The 23,912-nt window shown below is 51.6% G+C and carries 18 protein-coding genes; 9 read left to right on the top strand and 9 right to left on the bottom strand.

What is annotated here, in order from left to right:
- Positions 1-3: 3 nt before the first annotated feature.
- Positions 4-1,968: a GTP-binding protein gene (locus KJS63_RS11345; RefSeq protein WP_213619577.1), complete on the top strand. Its 1,965-nt coding sequence runs from the start codon at positions 4-6 to the stop codon at positions 1,966-1,968.
- 1 nt (position 1,969) lies between these two features.
- Here KJS63_RS11345 and KJS63_RS11340 read toward each other — a convergent pair whose 3' ends face one another.
- On the bottom strand, positions 1,970-2,281 hold the full coding sequence (locus KJS63_RS11340; RefSeq protein WP_213619238.1) for a hypothetical protein: 312 nt from the start codon (positions 2,279-2,281) through the stop codon (positions 1,970-1,972).
- A 79-nt stretch (positions 2,282-2,360) separates the two neighbouring features.
- Here KJS63_RS11340 and infC point away from each other — a divergent pair, with 79 nt between their 5' ends.
- Both infC and KJS63_RS11330 read left to right on the top strand, forming a co-directional pair.
- Positions 2,361-2,834: a translation initiation factor IF-3 gene (gene infC, locus KJS63_RS11335; RefSeq protein WP_213619237.1), complete on the top strand. Its 474-nt coding sequence runs from the start codon at positions 2,361-2,363 to the stop codon at positions 2,832-2,834.
- Positions 2,835-3,029: 195 nt separating this feature from the next.
- Positions 3,030-3,233 (top strand): cold-shock protein, encoded by a 204-nt coding sequence (locus KJS63_RS11330; protein WP_068620988.1) that lies wholly within the window; start codon positions 3,030-3,032, stop codon positions 3,231-3,233.
- Between the two features lie 114 nt (positions 3,234-3,347).
- Here the strand turns inward: KJS63_RS11330 and KJS63_RS11325 are convergent, their stop codons facing one another.
- Positions 3,348-4,661 (bottom strand): glycosyltransferase family protein, encoded by a 1,314-nt coding sequence (locus tag KJS63_RS11325; protein ID WP_213619236.1) that lies wholly within the window; start codon positions 4,659-4,661, stop codon positions 3,348-3,350.
- A 490-nt stretch (positions 4,662-5,151) separates the two neighbouring features.
- On the opposite strand from KJS63_RS11325, the gene KJS63_RS11320 reads away from it, so the two are divergent.
- Positions 5,152-6,159 carry a LacI family DNA-binding transcriptional regulator gene (locus KJS63_RS11320; RefSeq protein WP_213619235.1) on the top strand — a complete coding sequence of 336 codons (1,008 nt, stop codon included), beginning with the start codon at positions 5,152-5,154 and terminating at the stop codon, positions 6,157-6,159.
- 96 nt (positions 6,160-6,255) lie between these two features.
- On the opposite strand, the gene KJS63_RS11315 is transcribed toward KJS63_RS11320, so the two are convergent.
- Positions 6,256-6,492, bottom strand: coding sequence for a hypothetical protein (locus KJS63_RS11315; RefSeq protein ID WP_213619234.1), 237 nt, complete (start codon positions 6,490-6,492; stop codon positions 6,256-6,258).
- Positions 6,493-6,985: 493 nt separating this feature from the next.
- Here KJS63_RS11315 and KJS63_RS11310 point away from each other — a divergent pair, with 493 nt between their 5' ends.
- The 3 genes from KJS63_RS11310 (at position 6,986) to KJS63_RS11300 (ending at position 14,100) form a co-directional block, all read left to right on the top strand.
- The gene (locus KJS63_RS11310; protein WP_213619233.1) at positions 6,986-9,163 is read left to right on the top strand and encodes a glycoside hydrolase family 3 N-terminal domain-containing protein; all 2,178 of its coding nucleotides are present in this window, start codon (positions 6,986-6,988) and stop codon (positions 9,161-9,163) included.
- Positions 9,164-9,405: 242 nt separating this feature from the next.
- Positions 9,406-12,771, top strand: coding sequence for a GH36-type glycosyl hydrolase domain-containing protein (locus KJS63_RS11305; RefSeq protein WP_213619576.1), 3,366 nt, complete (start codon positions 9,406-9,408; stop codon positions 12,769-12,771).
- A gap of 423 nt (positions 12,772-13,194) precedes the next feature.
- Entirely contained in the window at positions 13,195-14,100 is a 906-nt protein-coding gene (locus KJS63_RS11300; protein WP_213619232.1) for a GNAT family N-acetyltransferase, read from the top strand.
- 56 nt (positions 14,101-14,156) lie between these two features.
- Here KJS63_RS11300 and KJS63_RS11295 read toward each other — a convergent pair whose 3' ends face one another.
- The 4 genes from KJS63_RS11295 to KJS63_RS11285 form a co-directional block, all read right to left on the bottom strand.
- Complete coding sequence (locus tag KJS63_RS11295) at positions 14,157-16,529, bottom strand: putative bifunctional diguanylate cyclase/phosphodiesterase (protein ID WP_213619231.1); 2,373 nt, start codon at positions 16,527-16,529, stop codon at positions 14,157-14,159.
- Positions 16,530-16,985: 456 nt separating this feature from the next.
- A complete protein-coding gene (locus KJS63_RS26190; RefSeq protein WP_244862573.1) occupies positions 16,986-17,480 on the bottom strand; it encodes an MFS transporter in 495 nt (164 codons plus the stop codon).
- A complete protein-coding gene (locus tag KJS63_RS11290; RefSeq protein ID WP_244862572.1) occupies positions 17,459-18,514 on the bottom strand; it encodes an MFS transporter in 1,056 nt (351 codons plus the stop codon). Before KJS63_RS11290 ends, KJS63_RS26190 begins: the two co-directional genes overlap by 22 nt.
- 16 nt (positions 18,515-18,530) lie before the next feature.
- The gene (locus KJS63_RS11285; RefSeq protein WP_213619230.1) at positions 18,531-19,136 is read right to left on the bottom strand and encodes a TetR/AcrR family transcriptional regulator; all 606 of its coding nucleotides are present in this window, start codon (positions 19,134-19,136) and stop codon (positions 18,531-18,533) included.
- Between the two features lie 186 nt (positions 19,137-19,322).
- Between KJS63_RS11285 and KJS63_RS11280 the strand changes: the two genes are divergently transcribed.
- Both KJS63_RS11280 and KJS63_RS11275 read left to right on the top strand, forming a co-directional pair.
- Positions 19,323-19,499 (top strand): hypothetical protein, encoded by a 177-nt coding sequence (locus KJS63_RS11280; RefSeq protein ID WP_213619607.1) that lies wholly within the window; start codon positions 19,323-19,325, stop codon positions 19,497-19,499.
- Positions 19,500-19,875: 376 nt separating this feature from the next.
- Positions 19,876-20,868 carry a Gfo/Idh/MocA family protein gene (locus tag KJS63_RS11275; RefSeq protein WP_213619229.1) on the top strand — a complete coding sequence of 331 codons (993 nt, stop codon included), beginning with the start codon at positions 19,876-19,878 and terminating at the stop codon, positions 20,866-20,868.
- 736 nt (positions 20,869-21,604) lie between these two features.
- On the opposite strand, the gene KJS63_RS11270 is transcribed toward KJS63_RS11275, so the two are convergent.
- Both KJS63_RS11270 and KJS63_RS11265 read right to left on the bottom strand, forming a co-directional pair.
- On the bottom strand, positions 21,605-23,116 hold the full coding sequence (locus KJS63_RS11270) for a sodium:solute symporter family protein (protein ID WP_068620971.1): 1,512 nt from the start codon (positions 23,114-23,116) through the stop codon (positions 21,605-21,607).
- Positions 23,117-23,150: 34 nt separating this feature from the next.
- Complete coding sequence (locus KJS63_RS11265; RefSeq protein ID WP_213619228.1) at positions 23,151-23,903, bottom strand: SDR family NAD(P)-dependent oxidoreductase; 753 nt, start codon at positions 23,901-23,903, stop codon at positions 23,151-23,153.
- Positions 23,904-23,912: the final 9 nt, after the last annotated feature.

The following is a 23,912-nucleotide window of genomic DNA, read 5'->3' as shown; positions in this document are numbered from 1 at the left end:
AGTATGCCATCCTTGGAACGGCGGAATGTGGGGATTTTTGCCCATGTTGATGCTGGTAAAACAACAACAACGGAGCATATCCTCTTTGCGAGCGGCCGCATCCGCAGTTTGGGAAGCGTGGATTCAGGAACAACTGTGACCGATTGGCTGGATATGGAGCGGGAGAGGGGCATCTCTGTCCGTGCCGCAACCACGTCTTACGTATGGAACAATGTGCGGGTGAATCTCGTGGACACGCCAGGGCATGTAGATTTCTTGTCCGAAGTCGAACGTTCTCTTCGGGTAATGGACGGAGCGGTACTTATTATTTCGGCGGTCGAGGGCGTTCAGGCCCAGACGGAGCTGATTTGGAACGCACTGCGCAGGCTGGAGATCCCCACGCTGCTGTATGTGAACAAGATGGACCGGGTCGGCGCGGATGCGGGGCGGGTGCTTGCGGAGGTTCGCACACAGCTGTCTACCAGGCTTGTGGTTATGCAGTCCTTGTCTGGCAGCGGCGGGGAATTTCAAGGGGCAGCTGATCTATGGAGTGAGGGGATGGCTGGGGAGAAGCAGCGGGAACTCATTGAATCTATAGCTGAGGCGGATGAGCAGCTTCTGGAACGGTATTTGGATGGGGAGAGTGTATCACTCTCCGAATGGAAGAGACAGGCCCAGCGGCTGAGCCGGAATGGAGAAGTTTATCCGGTGCTTTTTGGCGCATCAAATAAAGGGATTGGAATCCCCGGGCTCATGGATGCGATCACCGATTATTTGCCCGGGCCGGGAGGGGACCCTGAAGCACCGCCCTCCGGGGTTGTGTTCAAGATTGAACAGGGCAAGTCGGCGGGTAAGATGGCCTTTGTCCGCTTATACGAGGGCACGATCCGCAACCGGGATGTAATCCGTAATGTGACCCGGCAGGTGGAAGAGAAGGTTACGCAGATCCGCCGGGTGGAAGGCGGGCGCTCCGAAGACACCGGTGTGCTTGAAGCCGGCGATATCGCGGCGGTGTGCGGCTTGACCCAGGTGCAGATCGGAGACATTCTCGGGTCACCGGATGCGATTCCTGAGGAAGCCCGGCTTGCTGTTCCGCTGCTTACGGTACAGGCACAGTGGGAGAATGAGCAGGATTACCCGCGAATGGTTCAAGCGCTCAGGGAGCTGTCTGAGGAAGATCCTCTGTTGGATGTCCAGTGGCTTCAGGAGGAACGAGAGCTTCATCTGAAAATTATGGGGCCAATCCAGCTGGAGATGCTGACGAGTCTGCTGGATTCACGTTTCGGCCTGAAGGCCAGATTCAGCCCGCCTTCCGTGATCTATAAGGAAACCCCCAGCCAGGCAGCCGAGGGTTATATCGCCTACACGATGCCTAAGCCTTGCTGGGCAGTGCTTCGCTTCCTCATAGAACCAGGAGAAAGGGGCAGCGGTACCCGATATGCTTCGACTGTCCGAACAGAAGACCTGCTGGCCCAGTATCAGAACGAGGTTGCGCGGAGGGTGCCTGAAGCGCTCCAGCAGGGGCTGTATGGCTGGGAGGTGACGGATCTGAAGGTGACGCTGGTAGAAGGCCAGCATCATGTATGGCATACCCATCCGCTGGATTTCGCGGTGGCTACGCCAATGGGCCTGATGAATGGCCTAGCCGCAGCAGGCACCCGGCTGCTGGAGCCGGTGCTGAAGTTCCGCATTGTCGTACCCGAAGAGTTTGGAGGGCGTGTGATGAATGACCTCACCTTAATGAGGGGCACGTTCGAAGCTCCTGAACTTCAGGATGGCCGTATGACCATTGAAGGCAAGCTCCCCTTGGCCGAGTCGCTCGAGTACCCTGTGGCCTTAAGCTCATTGACCAAGGGCCGGGGGACGATCGCAACCTCCTTCCTGGGCTATGAGGAATGCCCGCCGGATATCCATGCGGCGCGGCAGCGGCGCGGTGTCAATCCGCTGGATCAGTCGAAGTATATTCTTAGTGTGCGGAAGGCATTATAAATTATTTTTTGCTCTTGGCATCCAGCTTGGCGATTTCCTCAGTTACGACAAAGGCAAGGTCTTCGTTGCCGAATAAGGACAGCACACTAAGCAGGGTATCATGGGGGATATCTCCCGCTTCCTCCTTCGGAACGGTCAGATCTATCCCCTGCTGTAGAGCGGCATTGGCCGCCTGCTGAGGATAAGCCCTGGCGTACAGCTCGGCGGGGTCGAGATCGTGGTTCACACACCACTGGGCAAATACGAGGATCATCATTTGCTCGTCCTGTCTGTAATTCTCGATGATTTGTTCTTCAAGCTCTTTGCGGTTCATATGTGCAGCTCCTTCATTTCAGTTACTCATTCATATAGATAGTACCGTATATTATAGCGAAAGGTCAGGTGGGATCACAATGATTCTGAATGAGAAGATCAAGGCCTCGGAAGTCAGGCTCACAGGACTAGATGGTGAAGATTTTGGTATTGTGGCGACGTCCGAGGCGCTGACTATGGCCAAACGGTTGAAGGTGGATCTGGTATGTGACTCCCTTATGAGCAGCCCGCCCCCATGCCGTCTTGTATCTGCCGGAAATGCCAGAAGAGAAGCCGATCAGAAGCGGAAATCCAGCCAGCCTCCCAAGCTGAAGGAAATCCGGCTGACTCCCCGTATAGAAGATCATGACTACGAGACGAAGAAGCAGCAGGCGGAGCGAATGCTGAAGACGGGCGATGCGGTCCGGCTCGTGGTGAAAATCAGCGGGAAGGAAGGGGCTCAGGCCAAGTCGCTGCTTGAAGATCTGGTCCGTGATCTGAAGCCTGTGGCACGGCCCAAGTCAGGTATTCATGTAAGCGGTAAGCAAGCAGAGGTGCAGCTCGATCCGCTGTAGGATGTTTATTTTTGTCAGCTATTTGCTTTTTAAAAATGGATAAGCTATAATGAGGTTAATTGTGAGCGCTAACCTCATTTACACATTGTAAAGGGTTATCATTCTAAGGCATGAACCTTTTACAATGTGTGAATTTTTTATTTTCTCAAAAGAATAAAAAGAAACATGTTAAATAAATTATTGGAGGTAATACACATGGCACAACAAGGTACAGTTAAATGGTTCAACGCAGACAAAGGTTTCGGTTTCATCGAAGTTGAAGGTGGCGACGATGTATTCGTACACTTCTCCGCAATCACTGGTGAAGGCTTCAAAACTTTGGACGAAGGCCAACGCGTTGAGTTCAACGTAGTTCAAGGCAACCGTGGACCACAAGCTGAGAACGTTGTAAAACTGTAATAAATCATTACAGCGAAGCATCCCCTGACCATATTGGTTAGGGGATGTTTTTTTGTGCTTATATTTTCATGTAGGCAGAGAAGAGCCCTCTTACATCTCGGGCGGGTAGGGCCCTTATACGGATGATTGTTTACTGCCGGTGCTGCTGCCAGTGTTGCCGGTGTTGTTAGTGCTGCTGGTGTTGCTGGTGCTGCTGCTGGTTCTAACGCTGTCAGCTGCAGGCTCCTGCATGGATGGAGCTTTCCTTAACTGCCACCGCCTAAGGGGGATGCCGGATGAGCAGATGAGCATGAGCATCAGGAGGATAAATGGCGTCCCATACCTTGAAGTGGGGATAAATAAGAGCTGGAAAGCAAGCATTCCGGCAATGGCCCAGGCAAGGAACTGTTTGCGGATCAGCCCATAGGGAATGGTGACCAGAGAGATAGCAATGATCAAGTAGTGAAGAGCGGCTGAGATTTTGACCTGAAGGACAGGGAAGTACTCCCTATTGTGGAACCACATTTCCTTGAACAGGTATTTCAGCTTGCCGTAGGTGAACCATTTGAAATAGGACAAGAAGTGGTCCCGGAAGCCGTTCATGATCAGATAGATTCCGTAACGGGTCTGGTCATTGCCGAATTTGTGTTCCAGTTCATTGTAGTCAACGTCTTTATAGAAGTAGGGATAGGCTCCGGCCAGAAGCGCGTTGCCACTGTCCTTGGCAAGCAGAGTGAATTCGTGCAGAACAAGCCAGTTCCTGAGAACCCAGGGCAGAAAGCATAGGAAGACAGTAAGCAGCAAGGGAACTAACAACCGTCGTTTAGCCTGATTGCAGGCTAAGAACACGATAACAATCAGAAGCACGGGCGTCATCACAGGGCGGGTCAATATTGCGAAGCTAAGAAGCACCGCACTCAAGACCACACTCCGTACAGAACCACTGCGCCACATGATCTGCCAGGAAGCGAAGAAGCTCACGAGCAGGAAAAAGAACAGCGTTTCCGTGTAAAATAAGCCTGTCATATAGATAAATGGAGGGTATATCACCATAAAGGCACAGGCGGACCAGGTTAACCACGGACGAGCGGCAGGGACAGAGCGTAAGAAAGCGTAAAGCGGGAAAATTGTGGCTGCTCCAAGCATGATCTGGACCCATTTGAATGCGTTGAGATTCATTGAGAAAATGGCAAGAACAGTGGAGGCGTATACAGGGAATCCCGGTGTAACCCGGGAATTGGAGGTCTCGCTTCCGTAACCGTAGCTATGTTCCGTGATGATCTGTTGGACCATAGTGTAATATCTCTGGCCATCACCTCCAAGGAAGTTAGGACTGCCTGCCAGGAATACATAGGCGTACCGAAGAAATACAGCAGCCAAAAACAAGAAGGCAAGAAGTAACGAACTGCGGTGTAAGCGCGCAAAAGCATAAGTCTTCCGGAAATCCATCTATAAAGCCCCTTTAAATATTAAGTATTCAATACATTGAAATGATGCATAATCTTTTACACACACGGTGACGGAGGTGATTTAGTTACACTCTATCCGCAAAAAGATTTTGTACCCGGATAAAGTTGGGATGAGACAGGGGGCGGAAGGTGTGTACGGAGTGAAAGATAAAAAACTATTTGAAATCGCTATCAAAGGAGATTATAATGTGGGTATTGAAACGTTTCAATTCCTGAAACGTCTTTTAATCCATAAGAGTCAATTATTCTACTAATTCTTAGCAATACACAGGGTATTGACATTAGACGCAGAAAACAAGCTTTTTCAAGGAAATCTGAAGGGTTGATGAGCAGAGGTGGAAAAATTTATTTTTACTAAAAATCGAAACGTTTCGATATTTCCGATTTTATGTATCTATTTATTCTTCCAAAAGCATATTATTGAAGGTTATACTAATTGTGGAATGAAGTAAGAAGGGCGGGACATGTAAATGGCAACGATTAAGGACGTGGCTAAACTGGCGGGAGTTGCTCTCTCAACGGCCTCGTATGCGCTGAACGGAGATACCAAGGTGGCGGAGAAGACAAGGACAAAGGTGCTCGAAGCCGCCCGGCAGCTGAATTATCGCAAGAACGGTTTTGCCATGGATTTAAAGCGAAGCCGCACCAACACAATAGCGCTTATTCTGACTGATTTGTCCGGACCTTATTATTCGGAACTGATCCGCAGCATTCAAGACGTGGCCCTTGCTAACGGGTATGATCTGATCGCCTGCAGTTCCATGGGCGGCAAGGAGTCAACGGCCGTCCGGTTCCTGCGGGAGCGCAGGGTGGATGGAGCCGTGGTTCTGGCTCATAACATTACGGATGAAATTCTTTTGGAATCCGCCGGGGAGCGGTTCCCGATTGTGGTAATGGACCGGGGGCTGTCGGGCGATGGGTTGATCAACGTTCGCGTGGACAGTGAACAGGGGGGATACACCGCCACCCGTTATTTGATCGATGCGGGGCACCGCACGATTGCATATATCAGCGGCCCGTCCAATTCAAGTGATAACGCGCTCCGCTATCAGGGTTATCTACGGGCAATGCACGAGGCGGGTCTGGAAGAGAAGGCCAAGTGGCGGCTGAGCGGGAATTTTGTGCGGGAGGGCGGATACAGCGCCACCAAGATGATGATCATGCAGGGGGAGCTGCCTTCGGCAGTATTCTATGCCAACGATGAGATGGCGCTTGGCGGCTTTAAGGCCTTCGAGGAGGCGGGGGTATCGGTACCCAATGACGTTTCGGTAATCGGCTTTGATGATATCCAGCTGGCCGAGTATGTGCGGCCTTCGTTGACTACAGTGCGCCAGCCGAAGCATGAGGCCGGTTCTCTGGCAGGGCATCTCCTCTTCCAGATGTTGGACGGGGGAGAGGTAAACGACTCCTACAAGCTGATGATTGAGATGGTGGAGCGTGAATCAGTCCGGAAGTTAGGTGTTAAATCCGAAATTTAAACAGCGGGGTTGCTGATCGGGGTCTTTATACAGACACAAGCCTATCCGCGGACGCTGGGAGTATCGGTAGGATTTTATGTCATACTGCCGCTTGAATCACCGCTGAGGGAGAGCCGAGGGGGAAGCTGCCGGCATACTGTACTTGCTGTATGGGCTTAGCGGAAGATCAGTCTGGGTGGACCCGGTAGCCCCAGGTTGAGCGTTATGCTGAAGCCCTCGCCCCTGGTGCTTCCGGTGGTTCAGCGGAGATACTACACGGATATGAAGCAGGGAGCCGCATATTTTACTTATGTGAGTGAAGAGCTCCCTGCGCCTGTTCAGGATATGTTTCATGTTTCCTGTCTCCGGGCTGCGTAAGGACACCTTCGCGGCTGGGATTTCCATGGATGGGTATGGGGCATTCAAGCTGGAATGGCTTTTAGTTAACGGAGAAAATCGGGTATGTCTTCTCCTCTGGTTTTGGGGGGATGAGGGCTTTCATGCATTTTTGGTGAAACGTTTCAAATTTTAGTGGAAATTACATTATATAATACACTGTAAATAATGATTTTTGATGAATGAAAACGATTCGAAATCCTAAACAAAGTGCTTATTCGAGGACACAGCAATTGTTAAGTGAACCCAGAAACTATAAGTTGAACTTGGACTCGCCCATAGGCAAGTGGTTCTAGAGAAGCAAAGCGCTCGCTTTTGTGACCGGACTTTCACTTGTAAATTGAATTGAGAAATCTGGGAACATCAGCGATCGGAAGAACATTTCATAAGGGTACGTGTAAATCAATAATTCAACTTATATAACGTGTTCTTTAATACAGGAGGTATGGGCATGATTGAGCAGTACAGAAATGTGGATCTACAAAGTTATATAGACAGGATGACTCAGGACGAGAAGATTGCCCAGCTGCTTCAGCTCGCAGCCCCTTTCTTTGAGGGTGCGAATGAGGGCGGGCAGATTACCGGGCCAATGGCGTCGCTTGGCATTACGGATGAGATGGTACAGGGAGCAGGCTCTGTTCTTGGCTTGGCAGGAGCAGAGGAAGTTATCGCCGTTCAGAAGGCCCACCTGGCAAAGAACCGCCACGGGATTCCGCTTCTGGTGATGGCTGATATCGTACACGGCTTCAAAACGATCTTCCCAGTGCCGCTGGCAATCGGCTGCTCCTGGGATCTGGAGCTGGCGGAGAAGAGCGCCGAGATTGCCGCCCGGGAGGCTGCGGTATCCGGTGTGCATGTTACCTTCGCCCCAATGGTTGACTTGGTACGTGATCCCCGCTGGGGACGGGTGATGGAATCCACCGGCGAGGACCCTTATCTGAACAGTGAATTCGCCAGAGCCTTTGTCAGAGGCTTCCAGGGCCAAAATCTGCAGGGGGATAAGATACGTGTGGCCGCATGTGTGAAGCATTTTGCGGCATACGGACTCTCGGAAGGCGGACGCGATTATAACACGGTGGATCTTTCGGAAAGACAGCTTCGGGAGTATTATCTGCCAGCTTACAAGGCCGCGCTGGATGAAGGCTGCGAGATGGTAATGACCTCCTTTAATACAGTGGACGGTGTTCCTTCTACTGGGAACCGCAAGCTGATGCGCGAGCTGCTCCGTGAGGAGTGGGGGTTCGATGGTGTGATCATTTCGGACTGGGGGGCTGTCAAGGAGCTGATCCCGCATGGTGTTGCGGAGGATGAAGCCGAAGCCGCTTACCGGTCCATCCAGGCCGGAGTCGACATTGAAATGATGACCAGCTGTTATGTCCACTACCTGCCACGCCTCATTCAGGAAGGTCTTGTGGAAGAGAAGCTGGTTGATGAAGCAGTCATGCGCATCCTGGAGCTGAAGATGAAGCTGGGACTGTTCGATGAGCCGCTGCGCGGGGCTGATCCAAAGGCAGAGCAGGAGATTGTGTTCTGTGAAGAGCATCGCCTGGCTTCACGTGAACTTGCGGCCAAGTCCTGCGTGCTGCTCAAGAATGACGGAGTGCTTCCGCTGAGCAAACACCAGAAGATTGCCCTGATTGGGCCATTTGCATCCAGCGGAGACATTCTTGGGCCATGGTCATGGTCCGGCTTGCAGGAGGATGCCGTTAGGCTGGACGAGGCTATGCGCGGCTATGTCAGCTCATCCAGGCTGACCGTCACGCAAGGCTGCGGGCTGGAATCCTCCATCGAAGGCCAGATGGAGCAGGCGGTAGCGGCGGGTAGAGAAGCTGACGTCATCGTGCTTGCGCTTGGGGAAGACTCCGAGTGGAGCGGCGAAGCAGGCTGCCGCTCAGATATCCGTCTGCCTCAGGCGCAGCTTGATTTGATTTCCTGGCTGAAGCCGCTGGGCAAGCCGATGGTTGCAGTGCTTTTCAATGGCCGTCCACTCGATCTGCATGGAGTTTTTGACGAGACGAATGCGGTGCTTGAGGCCTGGTATCCGGGTAGTGAGGGTGGAGCAGCGGTGTCGGACATTTTGTTCGGGGAGGTCAATCCTTCAGGAAAATTAACCATGTCCATTCCGTATTCCGTAGGCCAGATTCCGGTGTACTACAATCACTTCAATACGGGACGGCCTAAAGATGCGCCTGATGCCCAGGTCCGGTACGTATCCCAGTACCTGGACATTCCGAATGAGCCGCTGCTGCCGTTTGGTTATGGCCTGAGTTACACCTCGTTTGCCTACAGCGGCCTGACGCTCTCTTCGGAGACGATGACTGAGAAAGAGCCAATCACCGTGCGGGTTACGGTGACTAACACGGGAAGCTGTGCTGGGGAAGAGGTTGTGCAGCTCTACGTCCGGGACTGGTCGGGCGATGTGGTTCGGCCGCTCAAGGAGCTTAAGGGCTGGGCGAAGGTCTTCTTGCAACCAGGTGAACAGGCGGAGGTCGCCTTTACTTTATGTGAGCAGCAGCTCCGCTACCACCATGCCAACCTGCAATATAAGAGTGATACGGGGCGTTTTACTGTCTTTGTGGGAACGAACAGCCGGGATGCGGCTGGCGCCGAGTTCAGGCTTGAGAAATAAATGTGGTAGCCATATAAAATGAACCTTAGAATCAACCGATCTCAGCTTCGATCCCGAGTGATTCTGAAGAAGCGGAGCGTCCGCCTTTGTCTCCGAAACGCCCCTACTTGGATAACAATTTCAAAGATATCGGAGACAACAGCGGCCTTAAAGAACACTCGGCATCGCAGCGCCCGAAAAAGTGCAATCTTTATAAGTTCATTTTATATATACAGAGAGAATAGGATGTGGGTAGATTGACGATGACTGCAACAAGCGCAAAGCTTATTTTGGAGAATGAGCTGCTGAAGTTCACTTTTTTAAACAGCGGTGATTTGTATCAGGCAAGCGGGCAGAATATCATGATTAATCAACTGCTGAGCAATCCGGTAGACGGTTCACTGGGTAATATCTATCTCAGACTGCATGAGCAGGATGGAATTCATGCATACCCGCTGCTGGGTGTGGATTCGGGGAGTCTTCTCCGCAAATATGCCGGCCATCTGGAATGGGAGGGCGAGATCAAGTCCCTGGAATCCGGGAAAATCAAGTACCGGGTCAGATTTACCTTGGCTGACGAGGGAATCTGGTTCTGGGATGTCGAGCTGGAAGGTTCGGGTGCCGAAGCGGATTTGATCTACGCGCAGGACGTGGGAATTGCCGATCCCGGGGCGGTACGCAGCAATGAAGCTTACTTATCGCAATATATTGATCATAACGTGTTCGATGATGAGCAGCTCGGGTATGTGATCTGTTCGCGGCAAAATCAACCCCAGGGCGGCAAATTCCCTTATCTCCAGCAGGGTTCCCTAACCAAAGCGGTAGGGTACTCCACGGACGGATTCCAGTTCTTCGGGCTGTCCTACAAAGAGACAAATAAACCGGCCATTCTCTCCCGGGAAAAGCTGGCTAATGATATTTATCAGTACGAGTTCGCTTATACAGCTCTGCAGACTCAGAGGGTCCGGCTTAACGGACAGGCGCAGTTTAATTTCTATGGCTTGTTCCGGCCGGATCATCCTGCGGCTACGTCGTCTCTGGAATACACGGCGGATGTTCGCAAGGCGTGGGACAAAGTGCAGGCACAGCTGCAGACTGAGCAGGGCCGTGACGGAGGGCAGACGTTCGGACAGGTGGCCAGATGCGGACATATCGGAGAGCCCTTGAAGGTTCTTCCGATTGAGCAGAAGGAGCTGGAGCTGCTGTTCCCTAACCGTTGTCAGGAAGAGTATGACAGCGGCACGCTGCTGTCTTTTTTCACAGATACTTATGAGCATGTGATTCTGAAGGACAAGGAGCTTCGGGTGGAGCGTCCTCATGGGCATATTCTGATGAGCGGAGATAATGCCCGGATGAATGACCAGGTGATTACGACCACCTCGTATATGTTCGGCGTATTTAACTCCCAGCTGGTGGTGGGGAATACTAATTTCAATAAAATGATGACCAACACCCGGAATGCGCTGAATGTTCCTAAAACTTCGGGACAGCGCATTTACGTGGAGTTGGAAGGGAAGTTTCATCTGCTGACCATGCCATCCTTGTTCGAAATTGGTTTCAACTATACCCGCTGGTATTATAAGACCGCTTCCGACATGCTGGTAGTCACGAATTACACGGTGGTTGACTCACCTCAAGTTAATCTTAGCGTCCGTTCGGTCAGCGGCAAGGCATACCGCTATCTGGTGACGAATCAAATTTCCATGAATGTGGGAGAATATGAGGTTCCGTATCATATGGAGCAGCAGGGCAGAACACTTCTGTTCCGCGCCGATCAGGCTTCGATCAGCTCCGGCTTCTATCCGGCTCTGACCTACCGGCTGGATTTGGAAGGTGCAGGCTTCAGCCTGACGGACGAGCGGTCACTGGTTAGCGGACCGGCCCAGGGAACAGCTTCCTTGGTGGTGTTGGAGCTTGAGCCAGCAGCAGAGTGGACCATGACAATCCAGGGATTGATTCAGGGCGTAGGTTCCAAGCCGGAGCTCCGCAATTTCGACAGTGAGGTAGAGCGTTACCGGGAATTTTATGCCAGGGTTATGAATGGCTTCAAGTTGTCACGGGGGGGAGAGCAGGGTGAGCTCTTCAAGGTGAACGCCCTTGCCTGGTGGTATACCCACAACATGCTGGTGCATTATTCTGTGCCTCACGGACTGGAGCAGTACGGCGGCGCGGCCTGGGGAACCCGCGATGTATGCCAAGGCCCTGCGGAGTATTTTATGGCTACCCATAACTATAAGCAGGTGCGTGACATCATCCTGACGGTGTACTCACACCAATATAAGGATGACGGGAATTGGCCGCAGTGGTTCATGTTCGACAAGTACGCCCAAATTCAGCAGGAAGACAGCCACGGCGATATTATTGTCTGGCCGCTCAAAGTACTGAGCGACTATCTGACAGCTACGAAGGATTTCGGAATTTTACAGGAGTTGGTTCCTTATACACGCAAGCATAGTTTTGATTTTACGGAGCCTCAGCCGCTGCGTGATCATGTGCTTAAGGAGCTGGGTTATATCGAGGGGCATTTCCTGCATGATACCTGCTTGTCCTCTTATGGGGACGGAGACTGGGATGATACACTCCAGCCGGCCAATGAGCAGCTCAAGCAGTACATGGTCAGCAGCTGGACAGTGGCTTTGACTTATCAGGCGATCCGTCAACTTTCGCAGGTGCTTCAGGAAACTGAGCCGCAGATGGCTGAGGACCTTGAACAGCTCTATGAAGGCATCCGCAGGGACTTTAACCAGTACATGCTGGGCACGGGGGTCATTCCTGGGTTTGTCTACCTGGAGAATCCGGATGATGCGAAGCTGATGGTACACCCTACGGATCAGGAGACAGGCATCCAGTATCGGCTGCTGCCCATGACCCGCAGCATGATCAGCGAACTTCTAACGCCAGAACAGGCCGAGTCGCATTATAAGCTGATTCAGGAGCATCTTCTCTGTCCTGATGGGGTAAGGCTGATGAACCGCCCGGCCCAATATACAGGAGGGGTTAGCATCCACTTCAAGCGGGCCGAGCAGGCGGCGAACTTCGGCCGTGAGATCGGGCTTCAGTACGTGCATGCGCATATTCGCTATGTGGAGGCTATGGCGAAGCTTGGGAAGCGTGACCAGGTATGGCATGGACTTGCCGCCATTAACCCGATCGGCATCCAAGACGTGGTCCCTAATGCCGAGCTTAGACAGAGCAATACGTATTTCAGCAGCTCCGACGGTAAATTTGCAACCCGATATGAAGCACAGACGCGCTTTGAGGAGCTGAAGCACGGCAAGGTTCCGGTCAAAGGTGGCTGGAGAATTTACTCCAGCGGTCCGGGAATTTACATGAACCAGCTGATCTCAGCGGCTCTCGGCATCCGGGAGGCTGGCGGTGATCTGGTGATAGATCCGGTGCTTCCGGCGGATCTGGACGGACTCCACTTCGACTTCGAGTATGATGGACAGCCGGTGACCTTCATCTACCGGTATACGGACGGTGTTGTACGTCGGGTGGCAGCTGGAGGGCAGGACGTTCCAGCCACAGCAACCGCCAACCGTTACCGCAGTGGAGGACTACGTATCCGCAGGGAAGATCTCAGACCGCTGCTTGCGCCTAGCGGCACGGAGATTGAGATTTATATGTAAGTTTCCAGTAGATTAGATGCGGGTAAAACAAAATAGTGCGTAATACGGAAGAAGCAGCCGCAGGAGTGAAGAAGAAGTTAAGCTCCTGAGGCTGCTTCTTATATATTTTCGCAGTAGTTTAATCTTAAGAAGGGGCAGGTGCAGGAATAAGATACTCCATGGTATTTTTAGGAAGCGTGGTGTAAGCTAGCCTATATAAGTTGAATGCAAGAATTACCAATAGGGCAGGAGGTGAAATGATTCAGGAGAAGCGAAGATTGCCTATGCCTTTGGTGACAGGACTCTCAGCTTAATAAATTAATCAAGACATCTGGGAGCAACAGCGCCATTAAAGGACCTTTCCCACGGCTGCCCTTCGTGTAAATCTGTAGTTCAACTTATAATAGTTGCTATTGTAATTTTATTTAATACGGGGTGATTCATTTGGTTACCGTCAAGAGACTGCATGAAGTGCCAATGAAGACAGTGCTGGAGGCATGGGAGAGGGGATTCGAGGGGTATTATGTGAATATGACCCTGCCGATGGCAGCTTTTATTAACCGGATGGTAAATGAGGATCTGCAGCTCGACTTGTCCAACATCATGCTGGATGGGGACAGGCCGGTCGGGATTAACCTGAATGGGATTCGTAAGTATCCAGAGGGCCATGTTGCCGGCTGGAACGGGGGAATCGGTCTTGCTCCCGAGTACAGGGGGAAGGGATTTGGAAAGCTCTTAATGGAAGAGAGCCTCAAGGCCTACCGGGAGGCCGGGGCGCATCAGGCTACGCTTGAGGCGTTTGTTCAGAATGTAGGGGCCATCAAGCTGTACGAGAAGTTCGGTTATGTGGTGCAGGACAAGCTTCTATTCCTGAGCACCAGTGAGCCGGTGTATTTTGAGACTGAAGCGGGCATTGACACTACCTATACAGCTGATCTGGATCTACCGATTGCCGTATCAAGGCTTCCGTTCTATAACTCCAGAACGGCCTGGCAGACCCAGTGGCAGAGCGCTAAAGGGGGCCAATCGCTGATCGTTTATCTTGGCGGTGAACCGGTCGGTTATGCAGTATTTAAGCAGAATTATAATATCCAAGGTGAGCTTGTCTCGATTATGCTGTATCGATTGGAGGTCCGACCGGAACATGCGAACGCGCTTCAGGTTCATAAATATCTGCTTGGCCAGGTTTTCGACCCAGGGAAGGGAGCAGTGAAAAAGACCGTGGTCAGCCTTGAGGGCAGCCAGAAGGAACTCGTGGACATGCTTACCGGGCTTGGCTTCTCCAAGGAGTTTGAGCTGGTGTATATGGAGAATGAGCTTGCCCCTGCTCCTGTTCCTGCTGCGGAATAGTTCCTGCCTAAACGTAACAATCCCAACCTGGTTCTACCGGATTGGGATTGTTTGTGTTATTTGCTGCGGCCTTCGAGGAAAAGGGTCAACTCTGCGGCCGGCATCGGCTTGCCGAACAGGTAGCCTTGAACTTCATGACAGCCCAGCTGCTCCAAGATCCGGAGCTGATCGGTCGTCTCGATGCCCTCGGCCACAACCTGCATGTCGAGATTATTGGACAATTCAATAATTGTCCCTACCACCGCCGCGTCCCGTTTGCTAACCGCAATGTTGGTGATCAGGGAGCGGTCAATTTTCAGGTAATGTAGCGGCAGATTGCTGAGCATGCTGAGAGAGGAGTAGCCTACGCCAAAATCATCCAATGCCAGGGTGATGCCCAGGTCGTTGAGTTCACCGCACAGCCGGAGCGAGGCCTCCAGATCCATAATGGCCGTGCTCTCGGTAATTTCAAGGCACAGATTCCGGGCAGGCAGGTCGAATTGTCTTAATAGGTCGATGACGTGGAAGGCGAACTGCTGGTCTCTAAGCTGCTGGGCAGAGATATTCACGGATACCACAAAGTCTCTGTACCCCATATCAACCCAGCTTTTCGCTTGGATAATGGCTGTTCTCAGAACCCAGGCACCAATGGGCACGATAAGTCCGGTATCCTCCGCTACAGGAATGAATTCCGCTGGAGATACGGGACCAAGCTCGTGGCTGTTCCAGCGCAGCAGCGCTTCTACGCCGTGCACCCGCCGTGTACTTAGGTCAATCTGGGGCTGGTAATGCAGGGTTAGCTCATTCTGCTCCAGCGCCTTGAACAAACCGTTATACACAGCGAGATTCCGGTCGGCCTTCTCTTGAAGCTGTGAGTTGAACATGTAAATTTGGTTTCGTCCGGCCTTCTTGGCCTCGAACATGGCCATATCGGCATTCTGAAGCAGCACATTGATTTGTGATCCGTCCCTTGGAGCGATGCTCACCCCTATGCTGGCGGTTACGGTGTACAGCTTGTTGTCAATTACAAAAGGCTTCTTGAAAATATCCATCAACGCATCAGAATAGTTCATTGCATCGTCATTTTCCTGCAGACCTTCGATCATGATGGCGAACTCATCACCCCCAAGCCGCGTGATCACACAGCTATCCGGCAGCCTTGCCTTCAAGCTGTCTGCCACCTGTTGGAGCATCAAATCGCCGGAAGAATGCCCCAAGGTGTCGTTGATCCACTTGAATTGATCCAAATCAAGCAGGATCAAAGCTACCTTGCTGTCATGTTGGAGGGTCTCCAGCGTGGTCGCCAGCTTATCCCGCAGTAGCCGGAGATTGCCCAGTCCGGTGAGTGTATCTTGGTAAGCCATTTCTGTCAGCTCACGCTCGGTGTTCTTCTGTCTGGAAATATCCTGGGTAACCAGGAAAGCAAGCATTTGCCCGCCAGATTCCAAGTAATCGCTGTAAACCTCTACCTGTTTATATGTACCATCTACATGCTTAAGCTCGAACTCCTCTTGTCCCGGCTTCAGTGTATTGAAATGCTGTTCATAGTTCTCTGCAAAAGAAAGCGCTTGTTCTTCCCGCATCAGTTCAGTAAAGTGGATGCCCAGCAGGCTGGTGTGATTGGCCCCCAGAAGCTCCCGGAAAGCCTTATTTGTCTCCACAATCTCCCCTCTCTCATTAAGAAGGGCGATTCCGTTATAGGAGTTCTTGAAGAGAAGTTCATAGCGCCGCCCAGCTGAGGCGAGAAAGTCAAAGCGGACCATGGAATAACGAATTGCAATAATCCAAGGAAAGACACAGTAGGACGGCAAAAAATCAAAAACGTAAAGCTCGTTTGTCCTAAGCAAGAAATTCAGCGAGGACAGAACAATAAGCGATACCACCGTGATCAGGGAGCCGATCAGGATGACCTGGATGCGATAACGCTCCTGTACCAGCTGTTTATTGCTGTGCAGCTTGCGGTACGATACCGCAATCATCAGAAGCAGGACAAGAAGGGTGTAGACGATCAATGACAGGAGTACGATCCGGAACAGGTCATTAAACTCGGCGACACGCCCCTCATTGAATTCCTGGATCATTACTGCCGGAATGCCCGAGTCCGGAATGAAGATGAAGATAAGTCCCAGCATAGGAGCCAGGCAGGCCATATGCTTTAATGTAGGATGGAGCTTCAGCCGGCTAATATAGTGGAAGAAATATAAGGCGAGGGCCATGGTCGGGAAGGTGACCGCGTATTTCAACGAACCTACTTCATCAGCCAAGCTCCCCAGCGGAACTTGAAATATCAGGAAATCAAACAGAAAAATGAGGCCCAGTGAAAGAGTCAGGACCATGGTAAGCTGATGCAGCCGATTCTTGGGCTGCCTAAGAAAAATCTCAATGGCCATATAATAGAGAAACAGAAAGGGAACTAAATCAATTACGATTGAGTACAACAAGATGTTCATTTATTTGCTCCAATCGCTCTTAGTATGTACAGTCGTTATCGGATGGCCGATATACTTCCTGGCCCAGCGAGAGTTACCTTCATATTTTATCGGTATAAAGTCATGAAACTTTTAATACATAATTGGTTCTTTAGACATGTCTTTTATAAATTTGGTTATATCATCCAAGTTGGGTGGATGTGGGGAAATAACGTCCAGACCGCTTCACTTTGGCAGAAATCGCTGTATTTTCCACGGAAATTCAGTGATATTTCCTGCCGCAAGGTCACCGATAAAGGTGATATTTCCAAACAGCAGAATCAGCAGGCAGCCAACTGTAAGCCACATGAAATGCGAAACACCCCTTGAAACAACCCAGTCCCTAACTCTTGGGTTGGGAAGAAGGCAGTTTCCAAGGGGTGTTTTTTTATTTGCTGCAGATAGGTGATTGTTCTAACGCGGGCATGCGGGGGGGATTTAAGCATTTACTCCGGCGCTGGAAGGGGATTTTGACTGCGGTGCTTCGGATTGAGGGGACAGCACTTCCTTCTTCATAAAGAGGCAAATGATGAACGTCAATACCGCAAATCCAATGCTAATGGCAAAGATAGACTGGAAGGAGTTCGCAAATACCGTCTTAACATTCAGGATTAGATCCGCTGGCAAACCGTGCGGAATGCTGCCATTGCCAAGGGACTCCCTCGTTTCGGCAGGAAGATTGTCGGACAAGGAAGCAATGCCGCTGCTGATTCTGCCTGAGAGCAGACTGCCGAAAATACTAAAACCGAGGGTGGTACCGAGAGACTGGAACAGCTGCACGGTGGCAAGGCCTATACCTGCGTGTTCTTTGTCCACGGATTCCTGCACAATTAGATTGTCTGTTCCGAACAGCACGCCGATGCCAAGCCCCAGAATGAAGAACGTGACCAGCACATAAATTACCGAGGTCTCTACATTAATCTGAGCCAGCATAATATAGCTGATGACAGGGAAGATAAGGAGATAACAAACAGATACTTGTAAGGCACTTTCGTAATTAGAAACCCGCAGGCGATACTGACTGGAATCGCGCCTGCCATAAAGCCGAAATTCAGATATCCTGAGGCTACAGGGGTCAGGCCCATAACATTCTGGGCAAAGAACGGAAAGGCGGACAAGCCTCCCATTAAGCCAACCATGGTGACAAAAACAATCAAGGACAGCATCACCACCGAGCGGTTCCTGAACAACGCCAGAGGGATGATCGGCTCTGCGGCTCTTGTCTCAATCCGAATAAACAGAGCCGTCAACAGAACAAACAAGGCGAGCAGAACAAGAATGACAGGGGAGGACCAGGTGTAGCCCTTAATGTCAATCAGGACGGGAATAAGCAGGAGGGACAAGATGGCAAGCGTGAGTGTCAAGGCTCCTGCCCAGTCAATGATAATCCGCTTCGTTCTGAGAGGCTGGTTCAAGTTCTTATATATAAGCAGTGCGGCAATCAGTCCAACAGGAATGTTAATTAGAAAGATCCAATGCCAGCTCACATGGCTGACCAAGTAACCACCGACTAGAGGCCCAACCAGCTGCGGGAGGATCATCAGCGGGCCGACTAGACTCTGGACTTTGGCTCTCTGTTCCAAAGGGAAGGTATCGCCTATGATCATCATGGCTATAGGCATCAAGCCTCCGGCTCCAATCCCTTGTATGGCGCGGCCGATCAGCAGCATAGCCATGGAATTGGAGAGCCCGCATATGATGGAACCTGCCATGAATAAGGTCATGCAGATTAAGTAAATTCTCTTATAGCCGAACAGATCGGCCAGCTTGCCGAAGATCGGCATAAAGATGGTGATGGACAGCATGTAGATGCCAGCCACCCAGCCAAGCAGGGCCAATCCGTTTAGGTCGCGGATAATGGTTGGCAGGGCGGTGGACACCACGGTTTCATCTAGGGCCGAGAAGATAACGCCAAGCAGGAGCCCGATGAGAAGCCACTTTCTGTTAGGGTGATGGACAGCAGTCATAGATACACCTCTTTCGTTATTTATCCTTTACGATCAGACGAAGCAGAAATTCCGTATCCGGCTTACTATAACCGTACATCATGGATGAGACATCGATCAGCATCAGGCTGCTGACCACGGTCAGGTACCACATGACCAGTTCCCCCGGATCTCCATCGATAAATATGCCTTCCTTCTGACCTGCGATGAAGATAGGGGTCAGAAGATCGAGTATGCCTTGGACAGAATAGCTCTGAAGTTGCTTCGCCACCTCATTCGGCAGGGACTCCGCCGACATCGCCTGCTGCATCAGCACGAAGTAATAGTTGTTGCCGTCCTCCAGCATTTCAACAGTTAAGGAGCGGAACCGCTCCAGCGGGGAGGCCTCCGACTGCCCGACCATTTCCATAGCTTCGATGCTCCCTTGAATAGCCTCCCGGATCAGCAGGGCAAAAATTTCATCTTTGGATTTAAAATAACGGTACGACAGTCCATCGCTGACTCCCGCTTCTGCGGCAATCATACTCATCTTCGTGCCTTCGAGCCCACGGCGGGCAAACACTTTCAGCGCCGCCTGCTTAATCTGCTCCCGGCGTTCGTCATGCAGCTGGGACTTGCTGCTTGAATTGTCCTTGGGTGTCATTGTTAAAGTCAGCCTCCTTTTTTCATCAAATAAATGAATGGTTCATTCATTTAACCTGTTTCCATTTTATGCATCGAAGTATCCTTTGTCAAGGGTCAATGGATTCATGGAATCTGTGCATGATTTTAGAAGAAGAAGCCATAATACTGATAGGATTCACTATTGGTAACCGAGGAGGGATTTGAAATGACACATCCGGAGCAGAACGATCCGAAGGGTTTTAAGGGATCTGATAATAACGGTCAGAGTGTGAGCAGTGTACGGGGTGGGGAGCATCGGCCGGGCCGCAAGAGCCAGTTCAAGAACCATAATGCGGATGGTGAAGATATCCCGAATGAGTTCATCAGCAAGCCTGAGGAATAAGCAGGTGGCGTTAAGAAGTGTCAGTGCGTACTAATTCGTTCTTATGAGGCTGTCTTGGCCATAATCACCTGGCCTTGGGACAGTCTCTTTGGTCTGCATCGAATCCAGCTTGTAATGATCATCTGATAGAATGCAAACATCTTCTCCAGTAGCTTGGATCGGGTTATATGAGCCTTTTTATATGGGTTAGGTTGTTCATATGTGTCTATCGTGGAGATTATTATTCGGCACTTCTTCAAAGCACTCGGGCCTACCATGCATTTCCCGCTGTCTTCGGATTAATGGAAGAATTTGAAACTATGAATCCAGGTGTGGTATGAAATAGGGGAAGATAGACTTGCGGTAAACTACATTCATGGGACAAGAGGTGCATCAGATGGAGAAGAAGCTTCGTTGGGGAATTATAAGCACGGCAGATATCGGAATTAAGGCGGTTATGCCTGCGATTCAGCAGTCGGCTACTGGAGTGTTAGCTGCCGTGGCCAGTCGCAATCTGGATAAGTCGGAAGCGGTGCGGGCACAGTTCGGTATGGATAAAGCTTACGGCACTTATGAGGAGCTGTTAGCCGACCCTGAGATTGATGCGGTGTACATCCCGCTCCCGAATCATCTCCACCGGGAATGGGCCATTAAGGCGATGGAGGCGGGTAAGCATGTGCTGTGCGAGAAGCCGTTAGCACTGAATGCGGCTGAGGCAAGCGAAATGGCACAGACAAGTGTCAGAACCGGTATGGTTCTGGCCGAAGCGTTCATGTACCGGCACCATCCGCGGCTAGACCGGGTCCGGGAGCTGATTGAGCAAGGCGAGATTGGGGAAATCCGGGGAATACGGAGTGTATTTACCTTCAATAACCCGGATATCACAAACATCCGGGCGAAGCGGGAATATGGGGGAGGCGGACTGTATGATGTCGGCTGTTATCCGTTAAGCGCAGCCAGACTTATCCTGGGAGCCGAACCTGTGGCAGCCACCGTACAGGCCCAGTTCTCCGATGCACACGATGGCGTGGATATGATGGCTTCCGGACTGGTGGAGTTCCCGGGCGGAGTGGGGCTTACCTTTGACTGCGGCATGTGGGCGGAAGGTCGGGAGTTCCTTGAAATCCTTGGGAGCAGAGGAAGAATTGAAGTGCCACACACATTCACGGCAGGAGAGAAGAATACGGCGTTCACCGTATATAAGGACGGCACTTCCCGTGAGGAGAGACCTGAGGGCGTGAATTCTTACGTGCTGGAGGTTGATGATGTGGCTGCTGCCGTCTTTGGCCTTAGACAGCCGAGGTTTGAAGCGGAGGATGCCGTTCATAATATGAGACTGATCGATGCTTGTCTGCAGTCGGCGAGAGAACGCAGACGGGTGGAATTGTAAGGCGGTTGCTTCGCAGTCCCTCTGTGAACTCCTGAAGTGAGCGGGTAGAGTCTTAAGGGAATGATACAATATTTGCTGCTCAGGAGGACGGCTGGGAATAGACGTGAGTGGAACCTTCCTATCGCAAAGGTTTGGGATTAGTAGATTTGTTTCTTTATAAGTTGAACTTAAGAATACGAGTAGGCAGAGTGGAAAATGATTCTGGAGAAGCGAAGCGCTCGCCTTTGTGACAGGCCGCCCACCTTATAAGGTTAATTCATCCGCGCATTTATTTGTTCAACTTATATAGCTAGTATCCAGCTGCTGTAATGGCTGTTGCAGCAGGCGGTTAGATACGCGGGCAATATAACAAGGGTGCCTCCAGCCATGGATATGGCTTGGGGCACCCTTATTTATAGTAAATGTATTAGTAAATGTGATATACGCTGCCTATCCGGTACATCCCAGAATAGACAGTGACGCCTTGAAGTGGAAACCGTCACCTGCTGCCCTGACCCGCATCCACACACAGATCAAGGGCTAGGGATACGGATTAGTTCAAGAGTTTCTCAAGAAGGCTGCGGCCGAGATGTCATTTTTCAATGTTATCACCGCTATCCTCTGGACCGGTCTCATCGGTTAATCTGTTCAAGCGGATCAACCGCTATAATCGGTTCCAGTGGTTTAAGCAGCTTAGGTGGCTTAGTGGTTCAAGTGGTTCAAGCAGCTTAAGTGGCAGAAGGGCTTAACCCGTTCTTTAAGCGCGGGCTTCCAGGTTAAAGCCGGAGTTCACATCGTCCGTGCCGTCAACATCATCCAGCGAAGCATCCTTCTGTTTGTCGAACATAGCCTGTACCGCCGGGGTTGCCGGGAAGATCAGGCTGAACAGCACAATGGTGATTCCGGATACAACTACGCCGGACATGCCTGGCATCATCCACAGATCAGTAACCAGTCCGAAGAATCCGGTCGATTCGGTGGTCCAGCCGGGAACCCCAAAGATCGAAGTGAGGATGTAATAGAGCAGACCCACCGTAATACTCGCCCACACGGCAATGGTGGACACTCTCTTCCAGAATGGCCCGAGCACCAGCGGCCAGAATACCGTCACGAAGATGATATCCCAGGCAAGATAAGCGAGGTCAATAATCTGCTGGAAGTTGATCGCCAGAACGAAGCCGATCACGGCGCTTACCGCGATTCCGATGCGGGATACCCGGAGCAGCTTGGTTGGTGACGGATTCGTATTAATAAAATCGAGATAAATGTTCTTGGTGAATACACCCGAGGACGCGACAAAGCACGCGGCCAGTGTGGACATGCCCATCGCACCGAGCGCCGTCAGGAAGATGGCGGAGACGAGCGGCGGGAAGTAGCCTTGGGCGAAGGCCAGCATCAGGTTCTCTGGATTCTGGCTGCCCGGGTAGATATACTTGTATGCTTCCCCAAGCATGCCAGGAATCCAGCTGATCGCAATGACCGCGATCCCGGAGATGATCATGCCCCGCTGGGCGATCTTCGGGTTCTTGGCCCCGGCTACCCGCTGCCCGAGATCGGCTGCAGGAATGTCACCGAGCGCCAGCACAAGGTACAGGCTCCAGAAGGTAGCGCCGCCCTTGTTGTATAGAGTGCTAATGTTCCACCAGTCGGGGTGGAAGATGTTATCATGATACGAGTAAATGACGGCGATCGTAATCCCGAGAATACCCAGAATGGAGAGCAGTCCTTGAATAACCTCTGTGTAGGCTACCGCCCACAGCCCGCCAATAATGGAATACAGGGCGGTCAGCAGCACGAACAGCAGAGCGGCCGGAATGAATTCCAGGTGAAAGATCGCCTGCAGGATATAGGTACCGCCGACAGTTAATGCACCGGCATTGAAGAAGCCGAATGCAATGGTCATGACGGAGCCGGAGTATGCGCCGAGCTTCTTGCTGGCGTATCTGAGCCCGTAATAGTCGGCGATCGTCCAGCCCTTGAGCCGGCGCAGCGGCCGGGTCCAGATGAAGGCGCCCAGGATCATACAGGTGCCGAGTCCGGCCATGGTTGCCGTACCCTCGAAGCCGCCGGTACTGTAGCCGGAGCCGATTGCGGCGAAGAAGAATGGCGCTGCCAGCATGGCGGCCAGCAGGCTGCCCGCCACGACATACAGCGGCATGCTCCAGCCAGCAACGAGCAGGTCTTCGGCGGTTTTAATTTTTTGATAACCTTTGAAGCCAATATAGTAGATGAAGGCCAAGTAAATCAGAAATACGATAATGGATGTCATGATGTTCCTCCTGTATAAGCCTGCTATAATCCGTTTAGTTCATTACGCTGCCGCCATTAGGTCCCAGGATCTGGCCGGTATAGAAATTCGCATCGTCGGAAGCCAGAAACAGAACGGACTTGGCGATCTCTTCGGGCTGGGCGAGCCGTTTCAATGGGTATTTTGCGGCTTCCTCTTCCTCATAACCCTCGCCAAAGTCCGCCAAGATGTCGGTAAAGGTGCCTCCCGGTGCCACCGAGTTGACATTGATGTGAGGAGCAAGCTCGCGGGCGAGCGCCTTGGTGAAGGAGCTGATGCCGCCCTTGGCGGCGGAGTAATGCGTAAACTCCTCGCAGCCGAGACTGGCTAGATCGGAGGAAATATTGATGATCTTGCCTGCCTGGTTCTCCCACATCCGGCGGGCTGCTTCTCTGGCATTATAGAACGTGCCGTACAGATGAACCTTGATCATCCGGTCCCACTGTTCATCCGTCATATCTCTTACGGTAACAGCTTGGGCGATTCCGGCATTGTTCACCAGAATGTCCAGCCTGCCTAACAGGCGGTCGAAGGTGGTGAACATGTCGCGCACTTGGGCCGAGTCGCTGACATCGGCATGGAAAATCTCCGCCTTCACTCCATAGCTCTCGGCTTCTTTCTTGACAGCAAGGGCATCGCTATCCTCGCCGATATAATTGATCATCACATTTGTTCCAGCTTTGGCGAACTCCAGTGCCACCGCTCTGCCAATGCCTTTGCTGGCGCCAGTGACCAGCGCCGACTTGCCTTGTAGTCCTGCATAACCCATAAGATCATC

Origin of the sequence: Paenibacillus sp. J22TS3, from assembly GCF_018403205.1 — a bacterium.
In the GTDB taxonomy this organism is placed as follows: Bacteria; Bacillota; Bacilli; order Paenibacillales; family Paenibacillaceae; genus Fontibacillus; species Fontibacillus tuaregi.
Note: the sequence above shows the minus strand (reverse complement) of the source record. Positions and strands in the feature narration are given on the sequence as shown.

Coding starts and splice junctions, on each gene's coding strand:
- KJS63_RS11345 (WP_213619577.1), top strand. CDS start 4: ATGCCATCCTTGGAACGGCGGAATGTGGGGATTTTTGCCCATGTTGAT.
- KJS63_RS11340 (WP_213619238.1), bottom strand. CDS start 2,281: ATGAACCGCAAAGAGCTTGAAGAACAAATCATCGAGAATTACAGACAG.
- infC (WP_213619237.1), top strand. CDS start 2,361: ATGATTCTGAATGAGAAGATCAAGGCCTCGGAAGTCAGGCTCACAGGA.
- KJS63_RS11330 (WP_068620988.1), top strand. CDS start 3,030: ATGGCACAACAAGGTACAGTTAAATGGTTCAACGCAGACAAAGGTTTC.
- KJS63_RS11325 (WP_213619236.1), bottom strand. CDS start 4,661: ATGGATTTCCGGAAGACTTATGCTTTTGCGCGCTTACACCGCAGTTCG.
- KJS63_RS11320 (WP_213619235.1), top strand. CDS start 5,152: ATGGCAACGATTAAGGACGTGGCTAAACTGGCGGGAGTTGCTCTCTCA.
- KJS63_RS11315 (WP_213619234.1), bottom strand. CDS start 6,492: ATGAAACATATCCTGAACAGGCGCAGGGAGCTCTTCACTCACATAAGT.
- KJS63_RS11310 (WP_213619233.1), top strand. CDS start 6,986: ATGATTGAGCAGTACAGAAATGTGGATCTACAAAGTTATATAGACAGG.
- KJS63_RS11305 (WP_213619576.1), top strand. CDS start 9,406: ATGACTGCAACAAGCGCAAAGCTTATTTTGGAGAATGAGCTGCTGAAG.
- KJS63_RS11295 (WP_213619231.1), bottom strand. CDS start 16,529: ATGAACATCTTGTTGTACTCAATCGTAATTGATTTAGTTCCCTTTCTG.
- KJS63_RS26190 (WP_244862573.1), bottom strand. CDS start 17,480: ATGCTGGCTCAGATTAATGTAGAGACCTCGGTAATTTATGTGCTGGTC.
- KJS63_RS11290 (WP_244862572.1), bottom strand. CDS start 18,514: ATGACTGCTGTCCATCACCCTAACAGAAAGTGGCTTCTCATCGGGCTC.
- KJS63_RS11285 (WP_213619230.1), bottom strand. CDS start 19,136: ATGACACCCAAGGACAATTCAAGCAGCAAGTCCCAGCTGCATGACGAA.
- KJS63_RS11280 (WP_213619607.1), top strand. CDS start 19,323: ATGACACATCCGGAGCAGAACGATCCGAAGGGTTTTAAGGGATCTGAT.
- KJS63_RS11275 (WP_213619229.1), top strand. CDS start 19,876: ATGGAGAAGAAGCTTCGTTGGGGAATTATAAGCACGGCAGATATCGGA.
- KJS63_RS11270 (WP_068620971.1), bottom strand. CDS start 23,116: ATGACATCCATTATCGTATTTCTGATTTACTTGGCCTTCATCTACTAT.
- KJS63_RS11265 (WP_213619228.1), bottom strand. CDS start 23,903: ATGGGTTATGCAGGACTACAAGGCAAGTCGGCGCTGGTCACTGGCGCC.